The organism is Hydrogenophaga crocea, from assembly GCF_011388215.1.
Lineage (GTDB): Bacteria > Pseudomonadota > Gammaproteobacteria > Burkholderiales > Burkholderiaceae_C > Hydrogenophaga > Hydrogenophaga crocea.
In genome coordinates this window covers 2665511-2682430 of the sequence record NZ_CP049989.1, presented here as the reverse complement: position 1 = coordinate 2682430, position 16920 = coordinate 2665511, and the positions used below count along the sequence as shown (strand labels likewise).

At 71.2% G+C, this 16920-nt stretch carries 14 protein-coding genes; 8 read left to right on the top strand and 6 right to left on the bottom strand.

All coding sequences use genetic code 11. From position 1 onward, the window contains the following. Positions 1-17 precede the first annotated feature (17 nt). From murG to G9Q37_RS12610, 8 genes are all read left to right on the top strand, one after another. Complete coding sequence (gene murG, locus G9Q37_RS12645; RefSeq protein WP_166231276.1) at positions 18-1070, top strand: undecaprenyldiphospho-muramoylpentapeptide beta-N-acetylglucosaminyltransferase; 1053 nt, start codon at positions 18-20, stop codon at positions 1068-1070. Continuing rightward, on the top strand, positions 1067-2476 hold the full coding sequence (gene murC, locus G9Q37_RS12640) for a UDP-N-acetylmuramate--L-alanine ligase (RefSeq protein ID WP_166227531.1): 1410 nt from the start codon (positions 1067-1069) through the stop codon (positions 2474-2476). The genes murG and murC overlap by 4 nt, the downstream gene beginning before the upstream one ends. 8 nt (positions 2477-2484) lie before the next feature. Next, the gene (locus tag G9Q37_RS12635) at positions 2485-3438 is read left to right on the top strand and encodes a D-alanine--D-alanine ligase (protein WP_166227530.1); all 954 of its coding nucleotides are present in this window, start codon (positions 2485-2487) and stop codon (positions 3436-3438) included. 9 nt (positions 3439-3447) lie between these two features. Then, on the top strand, positions 3448-4239 hold the full coding sequence (locus G9Q37_RS12630; RefSeq protein WP_166227529.1) for a cell division protein FtsQ/DivIB: 792 nt from the start codon (positions 3448-3450) through the stop codon (positions 4237-4239). Positions 4240-4256: 17 nt separating this feature from the next. Continuing rightward, positions 4257-5486, top strand: a complete 1230-nt coding sequence (gene ftsA / locus G9Q37_RS12625; protein WP_166227528.1) for a cell division protein FtsA — start codon at positions 4257-4259, stop codon at positions 5484-5486. 209 nt (positions 5487-5695) lie between these two features. Then, the gene (gene ftsZ / locus G9Q37_RS12620) at positions 5696-6931 is read left to right on the top strand and encodes a cell division protein FtsZ (protein WP_166227527.1); all 1236 of its coding nucleotides are present in this window, start codon (positions 5696-5698) and stop codon (positions 6929-6931) included. Positions 6932-7237: 306 nt separating this feature from the next. Further along, positions 7238-8161, top strand: coding sequence for a UDP-3-O-acyl-N-acetylglucosamine deacetylase (gene lpxC, locus G9Q37_RS12615; RefSeq protein ID WP_166227526.1), 924 nt, complete (start codon positions 7238-7240; stop codon positions 8159-8161). A 19-nt stretch (positions 8162-8180) separates the two neighbouring features. Continuing rightward, on the top strand, positions 8181-8357 hold the full coding sequence (locus G9Q37_RS12610; RefSeq protein ID WP_166227525.1) for a hypothetical protein: 177 nt from the start codon (positions 8181-8183) through the stop codon (positions 8355-8357). A gap of 12 nt (positions 8358-8369) precedes the next feature. On the opposite strand, the gene G9Q37_RS12605 is transcribed toward G9Q37_RS12610, so the two are convergent. The 6 genes from G9Q37_RS12605 to mtgA all read right to left on the bottom strand — a co-directional run bounded on the left by G9Q37_RS12605 (position 8370) and on the right by mtgA (position 16909). Further along, a complete protein-coding gene (locus G9Q37_RS12605; RefSeq protein WP_166227524.1) occupies positions 8370-11129 on the bottom strand; it encodes a hypothetical protein in 2760 nt (919 codons plus the stop codon). A gap of 69 nt (positions 11130-11198) precedes the next feature. Beyond that, positions 11199-13793, bottom strand: coding sequence for a hypothetical protein (locus G9Q37_RS12600; RefSeq protein WP_166227523.1), 2595 nt, complete (start codon positions 13791-13793; stop codon positions 11199-11201). A 221-nt stretch (positions 13794-14014) separates the two neighbouring features. Continuing rightward, the gene (ruvC, locus tag G9Q37_RS12595) at positions 14015-14563 is read right to left on the bottom strand and encodes a crossover junction endodeoxyribonuclease RuvC (RefSeq protein WP_166227522.1); all 549 of its coding nucleotides are present in this window, start codon (positions 14561-14563) and stop codon (positions 14015-14017) included. After that, positions 14560-15549, bottom strand: a complete 990-nt coding sequence (locus tag G9Q37_RS12590) for a phosphatidate cytidylyltransferase (RefSeq protein ID WP_166227521.1) — start codon at positions 15547-15549, stop codon at positions 14560-14562. Before G9Q37_RS12590 ends, ruvC begins: the two co-directional genes overlap by 4 nt. Then, entirely contained in the window at positions 15549-16166 is a 618-nt protein-coding gene (locus G9Q37_RS12585) for a lysophospholipid acyltransferase family protein (RefSeq protein WP_166227520.1), read from the bottom strand. Before G9Q37_RS12585 ends, G9Q37_RS12590 begins: the two co-directional genes overlap by 1 nt. Next, positions 16163-16909: a monofunctional biosynthetic peptidoglycan transglycosylase gene (gene mtgA, locus G9Q37_RS12580; protein WP_166231270.1), complete on the bottom strand. Its 747-nt coding sequence runs from the start codon at positions 16907-16909 to the stop codon at positions 16163-16165. Before mtgA ends, G9Q37_RS12585 begins: the two co-directional genes overlap by 4 nt. Between the last annotated feature and the right edge of the window lie 11 nt (positions 16910-16920).

Genomic DNA, 16920 nt, shown 5'->3' with positions numbered 1-16920 from the left:
CCCCCTGCGCCCTCGTGATGGCCGGCGGCACCGGCGGCCACATCTTCCCGGGCCTGGCCGTGGCCGAGGCGCTGCGCGCGCGCGGCTGGCGCGTGCACTGGCTGGGCGCGCCGGACAGCATGGAAAGCCGCCTCGTGCCGCCGCGCGGGTTCCCGCTCGAGACCGTGGCCTTCGGCGGCCTGCGTGGCAAGGGCCTGCTCACCAAGCTGCTGCTGCCGCTGAACCTGCTGCGCGCCTTCTGGCAAAGCCTGCAGGTGGTGCGCCGCGTCCAGCCCGACGTGCTCGTGGGCCTGGGCGGCTACATCACCTTCCCGGGCGGTATGATGGGCGTGCTGCTGGGCAAGCCGCTGGTGCTGCACGAACAGAACTCGGTCGCCGGCCTGGCCAACAAGGTGCTCGCGGGTGTGGCCGACCGGCGCTTCAGCGCCTTCCCGAACGCGCTCGCCAAGGCCGAGTGGGTGGGCAATCCGCTGCGCGAGGCCTTCCTGCGCCAGCCCGCGCCGGCCGAGCGCTTCGCGGGCCGCAGCGGTCCGTTGCGGGTGCTGGTGGTCGGCGGCAGCCTGGGCGCGCAGGCGCTCAACCGCGTGGTGCCGCAGGCGCTCGCGCGCATGCCCGAAGACCGGCGCCCGCTGGTGCTGCACCAGAGTGGCGAGAAGCAGATCGAAGCGCTGCGCGCCAACTACGCCGCGGCCGGTGTGAACGCCGAGCTGACCCCTTTCATCGACGACACCGCGAGCGCATTCGCCGAGGCCGACGTGGTCATCGCCCGCGCCGGCGCGAGCACCGTGACCGAACTCGCCGCCGTCGGCGCGGCCTCGGTGCTGGTGCCGTTCCCCGCCGCGGTGGACGACCACCAGACCCACAACGCGCGCTTCCTGGTCGACGCGGGCGCCGCCTGGCTCGAACCCCAGGCCGGCCTCACGCCCGAGAAGCTCTCGGCGCTGCTGCTCGCGCTCGACCGCGAGCGGCTGCTGGCCATGGCCGAGAAGGCGCGCGGCGTGGCGCGCACCGGCGCGGTGGAGGCCGTGGTCGACGCCTGCGTCGAACTCGCCGGAGCACGAACGACATGAAACACGCCATCCGCCACATCCATTTCGTCGGCATCGGCGGCGCCGGCATGAGCGGCATCGCCGAGGTGCTGCTCAACCAGGGCTACCGCATCTCGGGCAGCGACCTGGGCGAGAGCGCGGCCACGCGCCGCCTGGCCGCGCTGGGCGCGCAGGTGCACGCGGGCCACGACGCGAAACACATCGAAGGCGCCGACGCCATCGTCACCTCCACCGCCGTGAAGGCCGACAACCCCGAGGTGCTGGCCGCGCGCGCCAAACTCATCCCCGTGGTGCCGCGCGCCGTGATGCTGGCCGAGCTGATGCGGCTGCAAAAGGGCGTGGCCATTGCGGGCACGCACGGCAAGACCACCACCACCAGCCTGGTGGCCAGCGTGCTCGCCGAGGCCGGCATGGACCCGACTTTCGTGATCGGTGGCCGCCTCAACAGCGCGGGCGCCAACGCGGCGCTGGGCAGCGGCGAGTACATCGTGGTCGAGGCCGACGAGTCCGATGCCTCGTTCCTGAACCTGCTTCCCATGATCGCGGTGATCACCAACATCGACGCCGACCACATGGACACCTACGGCCACGACTTCGGCCGCCTCAAGGCCGCGTTCGTGGAGTTCCTGCACAAGATGCCGTTCTACGGCGCGGCCGTGGTCTGCGTGGACGACCCCGCGGTGCGCGAGATCCTGCCGCAGATCGCGCGGCCCATCACGAGCTATGGCATGAGCGAAGACGCCCAGGTGCGCGCGCTCAACGTGCGCGCGGTGGGCGCGCAGATGCACTTCACGGTGCAGCGCCGCAACGGCGTGCAGCTGCCCGACCTGGACGTGGTGCTCAACCTGCCGGGCCGGCACAACGTGCTCAATGCGCTTGCGGCCATCGGCATCGCGGTCGAGCTCAACGTGCCCGACGACGCCGTGCAGCGCGCGCTCGCGGGCTTCAAGGGCGTGGGCCGGCGCTTCCAGCGCTACGGTGAGGCCACGCTGCCCGGCGGCGGCCAGATCACCGTGGTGGACGACTACGGCCACCACCCGGTGGAGATGGCCGCCACGCTCGCGGCCGCGCGCGGCGCGTTTCCGGGTCGCCGGCTGGTGCTGGCCTTCCAGCCGCACCGCTACACCCGCACGCGCGACTGCTTCGAGGATTTCGTGAAGGTCATCGGCCAGGCCGATGCGGTGCTGCTGGCCGAGGTCTACGCGGCCGGCGAGGCGCCCATCGTGGCCGCCGACGGCCGCTCGCTGGCGCGCGCGCTGCGCGTGGCGGGCAAGGTCGAACCCGTGTTCGTCGACGACATCGCCGCCATGCCGCAGGCGGTGCTCGACAACGGCCGTGACGGCGACGTGGTGCTGTGCATGGGCGCCGGCACCATCGGCGCGGTGGCCGGACAGATCATTGAACGCGCGCAGGCGCACAAGGCGTGAAAGAGGCCATGGAGAAGACCCCGGTGGATGTGAAGTCGTTCGGCAAGGTGGCCGTGCTCATGGGCGGGCGTTCCGCCGAGCGCGAGGTCTCGCTGATGTCGGGCACGGGCGTGCTGCAGGCCCTGCGCGCCAAGGGCGTGGACGCCCACGCCTTCGACCCCGCCGAACGCGACATCGGCGAACTCAAGCGCGACGGCTTCCAGCGCTGCTTCATCGCGCTGCACGGCCGCTTCGGCGAAGACGGCACGGTGCAGGGCGCGCTCGAACTGCAGGGCATTCCCTACACCGGCCCGGGCGTGATGGCCTCGGCGGTGGCCATGGACAAGCTCATGACCAAGCGCATCTGGATCGCCGAGGGCCTGCCCACGCCGGCCTGGCGCCAGGTGCGCAGCGCCGCCGACACGCGCGCCGCCTTCGAGGCCCTGGGCGCGCCCATGATTGTCAAGCCCGTGCGCGAGGGCTCCACCATCGGCCTCACCAAGGTCACCCGCATCGACCAGTGCGACGCCGCCTACGCGCTCGCCGCCAAACAGGACCCGATGGTGATGTGCGAGCAGTTCATCGCGGGCGACGAGGTCACCTGCCCGGTGCTGGGCACGGGCGCGCAGGCGCAGGCGCTGCCGGTGATCCGCATCGTGGCGCCCGACGGCAACTACGACTACCAGAACAAGTACTTCACCGACGACACGAAATACCTCGTGCCCTGCGGCCTGCCCGCGGGCGAGGAGGCCGCGATCCAGCTGCTGGTGCTCAAGGCCTTCCAGACGCTGGACTGCCGCGGCTGGGCGCGCGCCGACGTGATGATCGACGCCGCCACGCGCAAGCCCTACCTGCTCGAGATCAACACCTCGCCCGGCATGACCGGCCACTCGCTGGTGCCCATGTCCGCGCGCGCGGCCGGCATCAGCTACGAAGACCTGTGCGTGCGCCTGCTGGCCGCCGCGGCACTGGACAACGCGTAAGCCCCGACCATGGCGACGAGCACCGAACTGCCCCTGGACGTGAAGCTGATGGCCGTGGCCACCCAGCTTCTGCTGGGCGTGTTCGCGCTCTTCGCGCTGGTGGGCGTGGGCACCTGGGCGGTGCGCCACCCGGTCTGGACCGTCAAGGCCATCAGCGTGCACGGCGACGTCGCACACCAGAGCGTGGTCACGCTGCGCGCACAACTGGCCTCGCAGATGCGCACGCGCCTGTCGTCGAGCTTCCTCAGCGTCGACCTGCAGCAGGTGCGCGCGCTGTTCGAGCAGGTGCCCTGGGTGCGCCGCGCGGTGGTGCAGCGCGAATTCCCCAACCGCCTGCGCATCACGCTCGAAGAGCACCGGCCCGTGGCCTGGTGGGGCGACACCGGCTCGGGCGAGCTCGTGAACACCCTGGGCGAGGTCTTCGAGGCCAGCCCCGATGACGCCGACTACCTGCCCGAGCTCGCGGGCCCGGCCGACCGTTCGGCCGAGATCTGGGCGCTGTACCAGGCGCTCGAACCCGTGTTCGCGCGCCTCGAGCTCGGCCTGGACCGGCTCGAACTCGGCGAGCGCGGCAGCTGGCGCGCTCGCCTGCACAGCGGCGCCGTGATCGAGATCGGCCGCGGCACGCCCGACGAACTCGTGGCGCGCGTGCAGCGCTTCACCGCCACGCTGCCGCAGCTCACCGAGCGCTACGCCGGCGCGCTGCAAAGCGTGGACCTGCGCTACCCCAACGGCTATGCGCTGCGCGTGCGCGGCGTCACGACCACCGAACAACCCGTCCGCACCCCCTCACACCGGTAAAGAAGCCTCCACACATCATGGCCAAGGAATACAAGGACCTCGTCGTCGGACTCGACATCGGCACCGCCAAGATCATGGTGGTGGTGGCCGAGGTGCAGAACGGCGGCACGCTCAAGCTCGCGGGCCTGGGCGTGGCCGCCAGCCATGGGCTCAAGCGCGGCGTGGTGGTCAACATCGACGCGACCGTGCAGAGCATCCAGCAGGCCTTGAAAGAGGCCGAGCTGATGGCCGACTGCCGCATCGCGCGCGTCTACACCGGCATCACCGGCAGCCACATCCGCGGCATCAACAGCAGCGGCATGGTGGCCATCAAGGACCGCGAGGTCAGCGCCACCGACGTGGCGCGCGTGATCGAGACCGCCAAGGCCATCAACATCTCCACGGACCAGCGCCTGCTGCTGGTGGAGCCGCAGGAGTTCGTGATCGACGGCCAGGAGGTGAAGGAGCCGATCGGCATGAGCGGCATCCGCCTCGAAGCCAAGGTGCACATCGTCACCGGCGCGCAGAGCGCGGCCGAGAACATCATCAAGTGCGTGCGCCGCTGCGGCCTGGAGGTCGACCAGCTCATGCTCAACCCGCTGGCCAGCAGCCAGGCCGTGCTCACCGACGACGAGAAGGAGCTCGGTGTGGCGCTGGTGGACATCGGCGCTGGCACCACCGACGTGGCGATCTTCTCGGGCGGCGCGATCCGCCACACCGCGGTGATCCCGATCGCGGGCGACCTGATCACCAGCGACATCGCCATGGCGCTGCGCACGCCCACGAAGGACGCCGAAGACATCAAGGTGGAGAGCGGTTGCGCCAAGCAGCTGCTGGCCGACCCCGACACCCAGGTGGAAGTGCCCGGCCTGGGCGACCGCGGCCCGCGCCTGCTGGGCAAGCAGGCCCTGGCCGGCGTGATCGAGCCGCGCGTGGAGGAAATCTTCTCGCTGGTGCAGCAGGTGCTGCGCGACAGCGGCCACGAAGAAATGCTCTCCAGCGGCATCGTGCTCACCGGCGGCAGCGCCGTCATGCCCGGCATGGTGGAACTCGGCGAGGACATCTTCCTCAAGCCGGTGCGCCGCGGCGTGCCCAACTACACCAGCGCGCTCTCGGACATGGTGGCGCAGACGCGCGCCTCGACCGTGATGGGCCTGCTCGAAGAAGCGCGCCTGGCGCGCGCGCGCGGCCACAAGGTGGCGCAGAAGGCGGGCTCGATGTCGGGCGCGCTCGAGCGCGTGAAGAACTGGTTCGTGGGGACCTTTTGATGAACACCCCCCGCCACGCTCCGCGTGACCCCCCAAGGGGCGCGGCGCCAGAGGCCCGGCAGAGCCGGTTCCTCGGCGCCCCCGGGTTCGACCCGGGCGCGCGACGGCGACGACGATGTTGCACCGGACCGCCGGACTGAACCGAACCCGATTTCCCAGGCTACTCAGACATCCACAGACAAACAGGCAACTGCACAAGGAGCACCGAAATGAGCATCGAAATGATCGAAGTCGAAGAATTCAACATGGGCACCCAGATCAAGGTCATCGGCGTGGGCGGCGGCGGCGGCAACGCGGTCGAGCACATGATCGCGCGCCAGGTGCAGGGCGTGGAATTCATCTGCGCCAACACCGACGCGCAGGCGCTCTCGCGCAGCGCCGCGCACAAGACCATCCAGCTCGGCGTGACCGGCCTGGGCGCGGGCAGCAAGCCCGAGAAGGGCCGCGAGGCCGCCGAAGGCGCGGTCGACCAGATCCGCGAGTGCATTCAGGGCGCGCACATGCTGTTCATCACCGCCGGCATGGGCGGCGGCACCGGCACCGGCGCGGCGCCCGTGATCGCGCGCGTGGCCAAGGAAATGGGCATCCTCACCGTGGGCGTGGTCACCAAGCCCTTCGACTGGGAAGGCGGCCGCCGCATGACCAACGCCGACAACGGCCTGGCCGAGCTCGAGGCCAACGTCGACTCGCTGATCGTGGTGCTCAACGAGAAGCTGCTCGAGGTGTACGGCGACGACATCACCCAGGACGAGGCCTTCGCCCAGGCCAACGACGTGCTCAAGAACGCCGTCGGCGGCATCGCCGAGATCATCAACGAGTACGGCAACGTCAACGTCGACTTCGAAGACGTGCGCACCGTGATGGGCGAACCCGGCAAGGCCATGATGGGCACGGCCACCGCGGCCGGCCCCGACCGCGCGCGCATCGCCGCCGAGCAGGCCGTGGCCTGCCCGCTGCTCGAAGGCATCGACCTCTCGGGCGCCAAGGGCGTGCTGGTGCTGGTCACCGCGGCCAAGGGCTCGCTCAAGCTGTCGGAATCCAAGCTCGCGATGAACACCATCCGCGCCTACGCCTCGCCCGAAGCGCACGTGATCTACGGCGCCGCCTACGACGACAGCCTGGGCGACGAGATGCGCGTGACCGTGGTCGCCACCGGCCTGAGCCGCCAGGGCGCGCGCCGCACCGCGCCGCCGCTGCAGGTGCTGCGCACCGGCACCGACAACACGCCCTTCCACGTGCCCACCGTGAACCAGGCCGTGGGCGGCCCGGGCGCGGGCGGCATGGGCGCCAGCGCCGGCGTGGCCCAGCCCGACTACCAGCACATGGCCGTGCCCAGCGTCTGGCGCACCAACCGCACCCAGGCCGCGGCCAAGGTCGACGCGCTGGCCTCGGGCGGCATGGACGATTTCGAGATCCCGGCCTTCCTGCGCAAGCAGGCTGACTGAGTACGTGGGAGCGTTTCGCTCCTGCACCTCGCGAACGCTCGCGATCGCCGGGTACTCTGCTCCGCGACTGTCCCCCGGCCCGCTGCGCGGGCCTCCTCCTTTATGTCGCTACGCAGAGCACACGACACTCGCGAGCTTGAAGTGACGCTGGAGTGCGCCTGCATCGCGTGCCAACAAGGTCGGCGGAGGCCTCTCCCCCGACCGTCGCCGACCGGTATGGCCGGAGAAAGACAGAGAAACAGGTCCCTATCAAGCCCATCACCATTTCTCACCGTGTTCCAAAGGGCGAAAACCTACAATCCGGGGATGCTTGCGCAACGAACCCTCAAATCCCTGACCAAGGCGGTGGGCGTGGGCCTGCACAGCGGTCAGCGCGTGGAGCTCACGTTGCGCCCGGCAGCGCCCGACACCGGCATCGTCTTCCGCCGCGTCGACCTGCCCCAGCCGGTCGACATTCCCGTGAGCGCCACCTCGGTGAGCGACACGCGGCTGGCGTCCACCATCGCCAACGGCGGTGCCAAGGTGCACACCATCGAACACCTCATGAGCGCCTGCGCCGGCCTGGGCCTGGACAACGTGCTCATCGACATCACGGCCGAAGAGGTGCCCATCCTCGACGGCTCCTCGGCCTCGTTCGTGTACCTGCTGCAAAGCGCGGGCATCGTGGCGCAGAACGCGCCCAAGCGCTTCATCCGCGTCACGCAGCCCGTGGAGGTGCGCGAAGGCGAGGGCCGCAGCCTCAAGTGGGCGCGGCTCGAGCCCTACCACGGCTACAAGCTCAGCTTCGAGATCGAGTTCGACCACCCCGCGGTGAACGCTTCGGGCCAGCGCGTGTCGTTCGACCTCGGCAGCGGCAACTACGCGCGCGAGATCGCGCGCGCGCGCACCTTCGGCTTCACCAAAGACGTCGAGATGATGCGCTCGCACGGCCTTGCGCTCGGGGGCGGCCTGGACAACGCCATCGTGATGGACGACGTGAAGGTGCTCAATGCCGACGGCCTGCGCTATGGCGACGAGTTCGCCAAGCACAAGATCCTCGACGCCATGGGCGACCTCTACATCGTGGGCAAGCCGCTGCTGGCCGCGTACAGCGCCTTCCGCAGCGGTCACGCCATGAACAACCAGCTGCTGCGCGCGCTGCTCGCGCGGCCCGAGGCCTACGAGATCGTGAGCTTCGACAACGAACGCGAAGCCCCGCGCGGCTTCGCCCAGGTCGCGCCCGCCTGGTGAGCGTGGCGCGAGCCCCCCGATGCTGCTCTTTCGCTGGACCGTCATGCTGCTGCTGCTCGCGGCGGGCGTGTGCTTCGCGTTCTACGTGGGCACGGGCCAGGCGCGCTACCGGCAGTGGGGACTGGTGATCCTCAAGTGGACCATCCTGGCGGCGCTGGGCTTCTTCGGGGTGCTGGTGCTCGAGCGGCTGCTGTAGCCGCCCGCGCGCTCACACCGGCTTGTACTGCCTGGCCAGCAGGCGATCGTGCGCGCCGGAGACGGCCAGGCGCAACGGCCCCAGCGACGCCTGCGACCCTGGCGACCCCGGCGACCCGCTCGGGCGGTCCAGCATGGGGTGCGTCATCAGCCAGGCCGAGAGCATCTCGAGCATCGAGGTGTCCAGCACGTAGAGGTTCACGGCCTGGTACCAGCCCTCGAAGTCGGCGGGGTGGGCAAACACCAGCCGGGTGCCGATCGCGGCCCACTGGTCCGGGGTGGGCCCGTCGAACGACAGGCCGCGCAGCAGCTCGATCGACGCGGCGCTGTGGGCCAACGGCAGCAGCGGGATCAACGAAGGCAGCAGGGCGTCGAGGTTGACGTTGGCCGCGGACGGGTCTGCCGACGCCTCGCGCCGGCGGCCCAGGTAATCGCCCATGAAGACGATCAGTTGCGCCGTCACCGACGGTGGTTCGACGCCCCGGGCCAGGGCCGCGACCACGCTGGCCTGGGCCGGGGTCCACGCGTCGCGGTCGTGCTGCGTCAAGGCCTTGAGCATGGCCTTGAACAGCGCCGACACCAGGGGACCGATTTCGCGGTCGCGCCGCAAGGGCTGCGCGAATTCGAGGGCGGTGGTGTCGTCTGGCGCCTCGGCCCAGTGCAGCAGCGCGCGTGCCAGGGCCTCGTCGACCGCCAGCCGCTGGTGCCGCAGGTGCCACTGCAGCAGGCGCAGGCCCACGTGGCGGGCCCTGGGATCGTTCAACAGCCATCCGGCGCGGCAGCCGACGCGAAAGTGACCCGCTTCGTCGAGGTTCAGGCCCTGTGGCCCCGGATCGACGAAGGCCAGCGCGAGCTTCAGGTCGGTGGGCAGCGCGTCGAGCTGCTGCTGCAGCTGCCCGCGGATGTCTGTCATCGCGCCGGGTGTCCCGTCCTCGGCCGGCGTGGCGGCGCACAAGCGGCCCAGCCGGCGCAGGCACAGGCGGGCCTCGGGTTTGTCGGCCAGCCGTTGCCGCCAGTAGGCCGCCAGCGCGGGCCGCTGCGACCCGTCGGCGTCCGACCGCAGGCTGCTGGCCAGCCACACCCACTGCGCAAGGCGGGCCACGGTGGCCGCGTCTTCGGGGGCGTTGCGCCCGCCGCTGCCGCCGCGCGGGGCGTCCGGCACGAGCAAACGCATGAAGGCCCTGGGCAGTCGGTCGAGCAGCAGGTCGGTGAACGGCTCCTGCTTTTCCCAGGGCAGTGAGCAGTCGTCGGCGGCCAGGAATGCCGCGACCGGCGCGAGCAGGGCCAGCGCCTCCCGGGCGGTGGTGAAGGTCTTGGCCGTTGCGGTCAGGATGCGCACGATGGCGCCCGGCGCCTCGATCGGCGCCAGCAGTTGCAGCAGGCACACGACCGTGGGTGCGCCGCAGCCGCCGATCAAGGCCATCTGCAGCGCCTCGCCCACGACGCGGCTGCGGTGCAGTTCGCGCACCTGGATCGGGTCTGCGCGCCGGTCGAACACCAGGCCCAGGGCCTCGAAGGCCTGCTCGATGGCCAGCAGGTCGCCGCGCGCGGGTGCGCCCTGGAAAGCGGTGTCGCAGATGGCCTGCAGGTGCTGCAGGGCGCGCGCCAACTGCGGGGCTGTGTCGGGCGCGCACAGCGCCAGTTCGGGCGGCCAATGCCGCAGCAGGGTGGCGATGAGGGGCAGGTACAGGTGCGCGGTGTCGTTCGAGAGGTCCAGCCGTTCGCTGATCTGCAGCAAGGCGTCGAGCGTCAGCGGAAGCTCGGGCAGGCTCGCGACCGCATCGATGCGGTCGTTGGCGTCGAGCCGGAGCAGCCATTGGGTCTGCACGTCCGGGCTGAGTTTGTCCTTCAGGGCGTTCAGTGTGGACATGGCCTTGGTCGCGGCGTCCACCCGAACGCTCAAGGTGCGGCTTCGGCGCCAGTGGCTGGGCGCACCGGCCCGCGGCGAGGTTTCCTTGCTGCGCACCGGGGAGTGGCGCCCCGAAGGCGGCGCGTGCCGGCTCGCGCGCCACTCCTGCTGCACGATGGGGTTGGAGCGCGAGCGTTGCGGCCTGTCGCGCGCAGGCTCCACCGGGCCCGGGTCCGCGACGCCAGGCTCGCCGAAGCGATGCCGATGCGCGAGCGGCAGACGGGCCCTGACCTGGGCGCGCAGCGCACTGCTCCCGCAGGCGCCGAAGACGCGCACGGCCCAATCGATTTCCTCGTTGGCCAGCAGCACGCGCAGGAGGGTCGCGAGTGCCTTGTAGCCGTCCGGGTGGGTCTCGTCCAGCCGCACGAACCGGACGGCGGCGCCCTCGGCGTCGTGCAGCGCAGGGGCGAGCTCGAAGCTCGCCGCCTCGCAGCCGCGCAGTGCGTCCCACACCGCGTCGTCCTCGATCAGGTGGCTGGCCGTCATGAACGGCAGCTGGAAGGCGGCAACGAACGCCAGCAGCGCATCGGCCACAGCGCAGGTGGCCTGGCCGTGGCTCTCCGTGGTGTGGGCGATCGACTCGTTGAGCCTGGCCTGGACCGCGTAGGCGATGGCCTCGCTGTCGGCGCGGGTGCTCTGGATGTTCACGCTGGCCCGGTGCGCGTCGGGGAACCAGGTGACGTGCGCCAGGGCGCTGTGCGGAGGCGGCGTGTCCTGCGCTTCAGGCGAAGGGGTCGAGGGCGGCGGTTGCGAGACCGAGGTGACCGGCCTGGGTTGCCGCCGCCCCGGGGCCTTGGCGATGACGATGGGGCTTCCGTTGCCGCTCTGGTCCACATGAAAAACGTTGCGCCCGCTCTTGTGCATGGTGGTGACTCCCTGGGATGGATGAACGCCCCGCTGCCGCGGGGCTGCCGGCGGACGGCGACAGGCGCTTCAGTGCGCGGCCTGCGCCTTCTGCATTTCGAACACGGCCGCTTGCACGGTGTCCCAGAGCCGCCAGGGGCTGTCGCTGGTGTCGGGGTGTTCCTTGAGCCAGCCGCGCAGCAGGCGGATCAGCCCGTCGCGGCGCGGGTCGCTGTAGAAGCCTTTGAACCAGTTCAGGAAATCGTCCTGCGACGCGAAGACCAGGTGGCGGCAGAAGTGGGCGAGCTCGTCCCTGCGCAGGCGCAGCGGGTCCACGAGCTTGGTCAGCGCCACGGACGCCTGCCGGTGCACGCGGGGCAGCAGCGGGGCCACGACCGGCAGCAGGGCGTTGATGTCCTTGGCTCGCGATGCCGCGAGGCGGGCCGTGATGAACCGCATGAGCGCCTCGCCCACAGCGGCCGGCACCACATGGCGCGCGACCTGCGCCAGCAGCGCGCCGAGCGGTGCGCGCCATTCGGTCGGCGGCGCTTTCGCCAAGGCATCGAGCATGGCCCTGAACAAGGGCGGCACGCGGTGGCGCTGCTGTTCGAGGTGGTTCAGCAGCACCGCGGTGTCGCCCGCTTCCCGGCACCAGAACAGCAGGCCCTCGAGCAGCGGGTCGGGCGCGCTGTCCGAGTAGAGGCGCAGGCCGTCGGGGCCATGCAGGCTGTAGAGCAGGCGCGCCTGCGCGTCGGGAGGGAGCTGTTGCACCTGGTCGACCAGGGCGGCTTCGATGGCGTCGCGGTCGGGTGGCAGCTCGGGCTTGCCGTGCAGCGCCTGCAGGCGCTTGATCGGCAGCGCGAGTTCGAAGCCCTTGCTCCAGCGGTGGCCGCAGTAGTCTCTCAAGGCCGGCGCCTGGGTCCAGTCGAAGGCGGTGTTCAGGCTGCGGCACAGCCAGATCCACTGCGCCAGTCGCTCGGTGGCCGCGCTGTCGCCGGGCGGTGCGTCGGGCCTGGGCGCGGCGCTGCCCGGCTTCAGCAGGGGCTGGAATTCGCCGGGCCAGTACCGCAGCACGAGGTTGGCGAGCACGCCGCAGTCGCGCTCGATGTCCGGGTCCGGGTTGCTCGTGAGGAAGCGGGTGACCATGGCAATCAGGGCCAGGGCGTCGGCGGCGGTTGTGCAGGCGCCGGCGGCCTTGCCGAGCACGTCGCAGAAGACGACCGCAGCGTCTTCGATCCGGACCAGCAGCGGCAGCAGCCGGTCGGCCGCGGCGGCGTCGCGCCGGTTCAAGGCCTCGACCAGCAGCCCGCCCACGAGCTCGGCTTCGAGCGTGCGCAGCGCCTCGGGGTGCGCGTCCGTCAGGCGGAACACGCCCTCCAGGGTGTGCAAGGCCTTGGACGCGCCGGGCATGTCGCCCCGGGCCAGGGCCGCCCGGTAGGCGGCGGCGCAGCTGGCCTGCAGGTGCTGCAGGGCGCCCATCACCTGCGGGTCCTCGTCGCGCCAGGCCGGCAAGCCCGGGTCCTGCTCCAGGCCCTGCTGCAGGGTTTCGATGACGTCGAGATGGAGCTGCTCGGTGCCGGGCTCGATCTGCAAGCGCTCGACCACCTCGAGCAGCAGGTCGGCGGGAAACCGGGCATCGGCCTGGAACGCGACCAGGCGGATGCCGCCGTCCGCGTTGTCGACATGCCAGCCGCGCGGCCCGCAGACAGGGTCCAGCCGCTCGCGCAGGCCGCGCAGGACGGCCTCGGTCTTCCATGGCGGCACGAAGGTCTCGCGCAGGTTCTGGCTGGAGCGCCGTGGCTGCGGGACCTGGTGGGGCGAACGGGAGGCTTCGCGCGAACCCTGGCGCCGCGACGAGCGCCCCGATCGCGGCAGCGACAGGCGCGAGCCTGAGAGCGGGACATCGGCGAGCGCCGCGCTGAAAGGGCCCGGGTCTTGCAGCCGGGCCAGCGGTCTGGTCTGGTCGAGTTCGAGCTTGTCGAGCACGCGCTGGCGGAAGTCCGTGTCCGTGCAGGCCTTGAAGACCTCTGCGGCCTGCGGCTGATCGCCGCAATCGATCAGGGCGCTCACCAGCGCCGCCACCGGCCCGGTGCGCTGCTGGCGCGCGAACCTCACGCCAGGGGGAGATGACGCACCCGGCCCGTCGGACAGCTCGAAAGTGTCTGCCGATGCCTCGGCCAGTTGCCACCACAGGTCCTCGCTCCCGATCAGGCGCCGGACCGTGTCGGCGCAAGGGCGAAACGCGAGCAGGAAGCCGCCCAGGGCATCGGCGGCCGCGCAGATGCCCGAGGGCTTCGCGGTGCTGGTCCTCAGCCGTTGCGCGAGCGCCGCTTCGAGCAGTCCAGCGACCTCGCGCAGGCCTTCCACGCTGCTGCCGAGGCGCACCGTGGCCACGCCGTGCGCGGCGTCGAACGCGACGTAGCGCCATTCGCTGGCGACGGGCAAGGCCTCGGGGGACGGCGGCGTGAGCGAGGACGAGGGCCCGGGGCTGGCCGGGCGCGGCTCGATCGGGTTCGGCGCTGCGTGAAGCAGCGGCGGCACCGAGGCGGGGGTGGTCTGGCGCCCGTGCGGGTTGCGGGGCTTGCGGTGGACGACGGGGCTGGGCGTCGTGCTCTGCGATAGGGTGTCGCGGTGGGACGCGCTGAGGCGGCGAGGCCTGCCGCTGGCGGCTGCATCTTTGTTCATGGCATGGGCTCCCTGGGTTATCGAAAGGCCCCCATGCGTGGGGGCCATACCCCAGGCGGTTCCGTATGCACGGTCCGGCGCCGCGCCGGAAAACCCCTATGGTCAAACGCCCGTCGCGGCATTAGTCGCGCGGCCTCGGTTCGACCCGGCGCCGGGCCGCCCCAAGCCGGGTCAGCCCCCTCGGGGGGCAGCGACCCGCGCAGCGGCGGAGCGTGGGGGCATCAGTAGTTCCGGCCGCCCTTGTACGCCGCGTGCGTGCGCGCGCGCAGCGGCGCCACGCGTTCGATGGCCGCGGTGGTGCGCGCCACCTGCGCGTGCGTGATCGCCAGGCCCAGGGCGTCGGCCGCGTCCTTGCCGGGCAGGCCGGGCAGCTGCAGCAGGCGCTTGACCATCTCCTGCATCTGCTCCTTGTTGGCGCGGCCGTGGCCGGCCACGGCCTTTTTGAGCTGCAGCGCGGTGTACTCGGCCACGTTCAGGCCGTTGGCCACCAGCGCGGTGAGGCAGGCCCCACGCGCCTGGCCCAGCAGCAGCGTGGCCTGCGGGTTCACGTTGACGAACACGATCTCGCAGGCCGCGACCTCGGGCTGGTAGCGCCGCACCACCTCGCCGATGCCGTCGAACAGCACCTTCAGGCGCGCGGGCAGCAGCGCGCCGTCAGCGGGGCTGGTGCGGATGGTGCCGCTGGCCACGTAGTGCAGCCGCGGGCCGTCGGTGTCGAGCACGCCGAAGCCGGTGCACTGCAGGCCGGGGTCGATGCCGAGGATCCTCATAGCAGGGGCGTTGCCGCGCGCAGCGCGTGGAAGAACACGGGCGCGGCGAAGCACAGCGCATCGACGCGGTCGAGCAGGCCCGCGGCGCCCGTGACCGAGCGGCGCTCGCCGCCCCAGTTCGTCACGCCGCGGTCGCGCTTGATGGCCTTCATCACCAGGTGGCCCGCGGTGCCCGCCACGCAGGCCACCAGCGCCATGGCCACGGCCTGCACCGGCTTGAAGGGCGTGACGCCCGCGAGCAGGCCGCCCACCAGGCCGCCCGCGAGCAGGCCCCAGCCCCAGCTCTGCCAGTGAAAGCTCGCACTGATGGCCGGCGCCACGGGCTTGCGACGGCCGCGCGCCGCGAGGTGCTGCACCAGCATGCAGGTCTGCACCACCAGCACCAGGAAGAACACCAGGAAGGCGTTGTTGCCGAGCCAGCGCGGGAACTGCAGCAGCAGCAGCGCAGGCACGTGGCTCAGGCCGTAGATGCAGACCATGATGCCCCACTGCAGCTTGGCGTTGCGTTCGAGGAAGCGCTGCGGGTCGTTGCGCAGCGCGCTCACCACGGGCAGCGCCAGGAACACGTAGACCGGGATGAACACCGTGAACAGGTTGAAGTGGCCGTTCCACACCAGCGCGTACTGCAGCGGCAGCACCACGAAGAAGGCCAGCACCAGGCTGCGGTGGTCGCCGCGGCGCGTGGGCGAGAGGCTGATGAACTCGCGCAACGCGAAGAACGAGAGGATGCCGAACAGCGCAATGGACACGCCCTCGCCGAGCACCCAGCCGACCCAGAACACGAGGGCCATGATCCAGGAGATGTTGAGCAGCGCGGCGTTGTCCTGGCGGCGCTGGGCCAGCGCGAGGTCGTCGCCGTGCGCGCGGCGCTCGCGCAGCGACAGCAGCACGCCCGCCACCGACACCAGCGCGAGCAGGCCGAACAGCACCAGAAACAGCAGACCCACCTGCTCGTTGGCGCTGAGGTTGCGCAGGTAGCTGGTCATCAGACGTCCCTCAGCGCCATGACGGCGGCGCGCGCGCGCACCAGGAAATCGGCGCGCGGCTCGTCGGCGCCAGGCTTCACGGGCTCGCCGAAGGTGACCGAGCACAGCACCGGCACGGGCACGACCTCGCCCTTGGGCATCACGCGCTGCACGTTGTGGATCCAGGTGGGCACGAGCACCACGTCGGGGAAGCGCGTGGCCAGGTTGTAGAGGCCGCTCTTGAAGGGCTGCGGGTCTTCCTCGAAGCCGCGCGTGCCTTCGGGGAACAGGATCAGCGAATCGCCGCTTTGCAGGGCCGCGATCAGCGGCGCGAGCGGGTCTTCGTCGCCCTTGCGCTCGCGTTCCACGTAGACCGCGTTGAACACCTCGGTGGTGATCCAGCGCTTCAGGGGCGAGGCCGTCCAGTAGTCTTTGGCCGCGATCGGGCGCGTGATGCTGCGCAGCTCCTTGGGCAGCGCGGCCCAGATCAGCACCAGGTCGGCGTGGCTCTGGTGGTTGGCGAAGTAGATGCGCTGCTCGGCCTTGGGCGGGCAGCCGTACCAGCGCGCCTGCGCGCCCGTGAGCAGGCGCACCAGGCCGAGCAGGAAGTAGCCGACGGCGGTGGCGGCGAGTCTCATGGCAGGCGCACCTCGCCCATGCGCGCGGCGATGGTGCCGGCGCGGCGCGCCAGGTAGGCCGAACCGGGGCGGGTCTCGAAGAACTTGGGCGAGGGCAGCATCACGGCGAGCCGCGCGGCCTCGTAGGCCGTGAGCCGGCTCGCGGGCTTGTTGAAGTAGCGCTGGGCGGCGGCCTCGGCGCCGAACACGCCCTCGCCCCATTCCACGCTGTTGAGGTAGATCTCGAGGATGCGGCGCTTGTCGAGCACGAGTTCGAGCATGAGCGAGAGCACGAGCTCCTGGCCCTTGCGCAGCAGCGTGCGCTCGCCCGACAGCAGCAGGTTCTTGGCGAGCTGCTGCGTGATGGTGGAGCCGCCCACCACCTTGGCCTCGCGCGCGGGCCGATCGGGGTTCTGCGCGGCGCGGCGCTCGGCCAGTTCCTGGCGGCGCTCGTTCTTCTGCCGCGCCTGCTGGATGGCCTCCCACTCGATGCCGCGGTGCTGGAAGAAGCCCGCGTCCTCGGACGCCACCACCGCGCGCCACAGGTGCGGGCTGATCTGCCCGCCGTCGACCCACTGCTGGCGCCAGCGCCAGTCGCCGTCGCGGCGCGCGCTCTTGACCGCGATGCGCCAGGCCTCCGAGCGCTGGAACGCGGTGCTTTGCGGGTCGACCACGGCCATGAGCGCGATGCGCGCGAGAAAGAACAGCTGCAGCGCGGCGCCCGCGAGCAGGAGCCAGAGCAGCCAGCGACCCAGGGAGCGCAGCACCGCCATCG

Excerpts from the sequence above, each read along its gene's own strand:
- ruvC (WP_166227522.1), bottom strand. The coding sequence starts at position 14,563 with ATGAGGATCCTCGGCATCGACCCCGGCCTGCAGTGCACCGGCTTCGGC.
- murG (WP_166231276.1), top strand. The coding sequence starts at position 18 with ATGGCCGGCGGCACCGGCGGCCACATCTTCCCGGGCCTGGCCGTGGCC.
- ftsZ (WP_166227527.1), top strand. The coding sequence starts at position 5,696 with ATGAGCATCGAAATGATCGAAGTCGAAGAATTCAACATGGGCACCCAG.
- G9Q37_RS12635 (WP_166227530.1), top strand. The coding sequence starts at position 2,485 with ATGGAGAAGACCCCGGTGGATGTGAAGTCGTTCGGCAAGGTGGCCGTG.
- G9Q37_RS12585 (WP_166227520.1), bottom strand. The coding sequence starts at position 16,166 with ATGAGACTCGCCGCCACCGCCGTCGGCTACTTCCTGCTCGGCCTGGTG.
- G9Q37_RS12605 (WP_166227524.1), bottom strand. The coding sequence starts at position 11,129 with ATGCACAAGAGCGGGCGCAACGTTTTTCATGTGGACCAGAGCGGCAAC.
- ftsA (WP_166227528.1), top strand. The coding sequence starts at position 4,257 with ATGGCCAAGGAATACAAGGACCTCGTCGTCGGACTCGACATCGGCACC.
- G9Q37_RS12610 (WP_166227525.1), top strand. The coding sequence starts at position 8,181 with ATGCTGCTCTTTCGCTGGACCGTCATGCTGCTGCTGCTCGCGGCGGGC.
- murC (WP_166227531.1), top strand. The coding sequence starts at position 1,067 with ATGAAACACGCCATCCGCCACATCCATTTCGTCGGCATCGGCGGCGCC.
- G9Q37_RS12590 (WP_166227521.1), bottom strand. The coding sequence starts at position 15,549 with ATGACCAGCTACCTGCGCAACCTCAGCGCCAACGAGCAGGTGGGTCTG.
- G9Q37_RS12600 (WP_166227523.1), bottom strand. The coding sequence starts at position 13,793 with ATGAACAAAGATGCAGCCGCCAGCGGCAGGCCTCGCCGCCTCAGCGCG.
- G9Q37_RS12630 (WP_166227529.1), top strand. The coding sequence starts at position 3,448 with ATGGCGACGAGCACCGAACTGCCCCTGGACGTGAAGCTGATGGCCGTG.
- lpxC (WP_166227526.1), top strand. The coding sequence starts at position 7,238 with ATGCTTGCGCAACGAACCCTCAAATCCCTGACCAAGGCGGTGGGCGTG.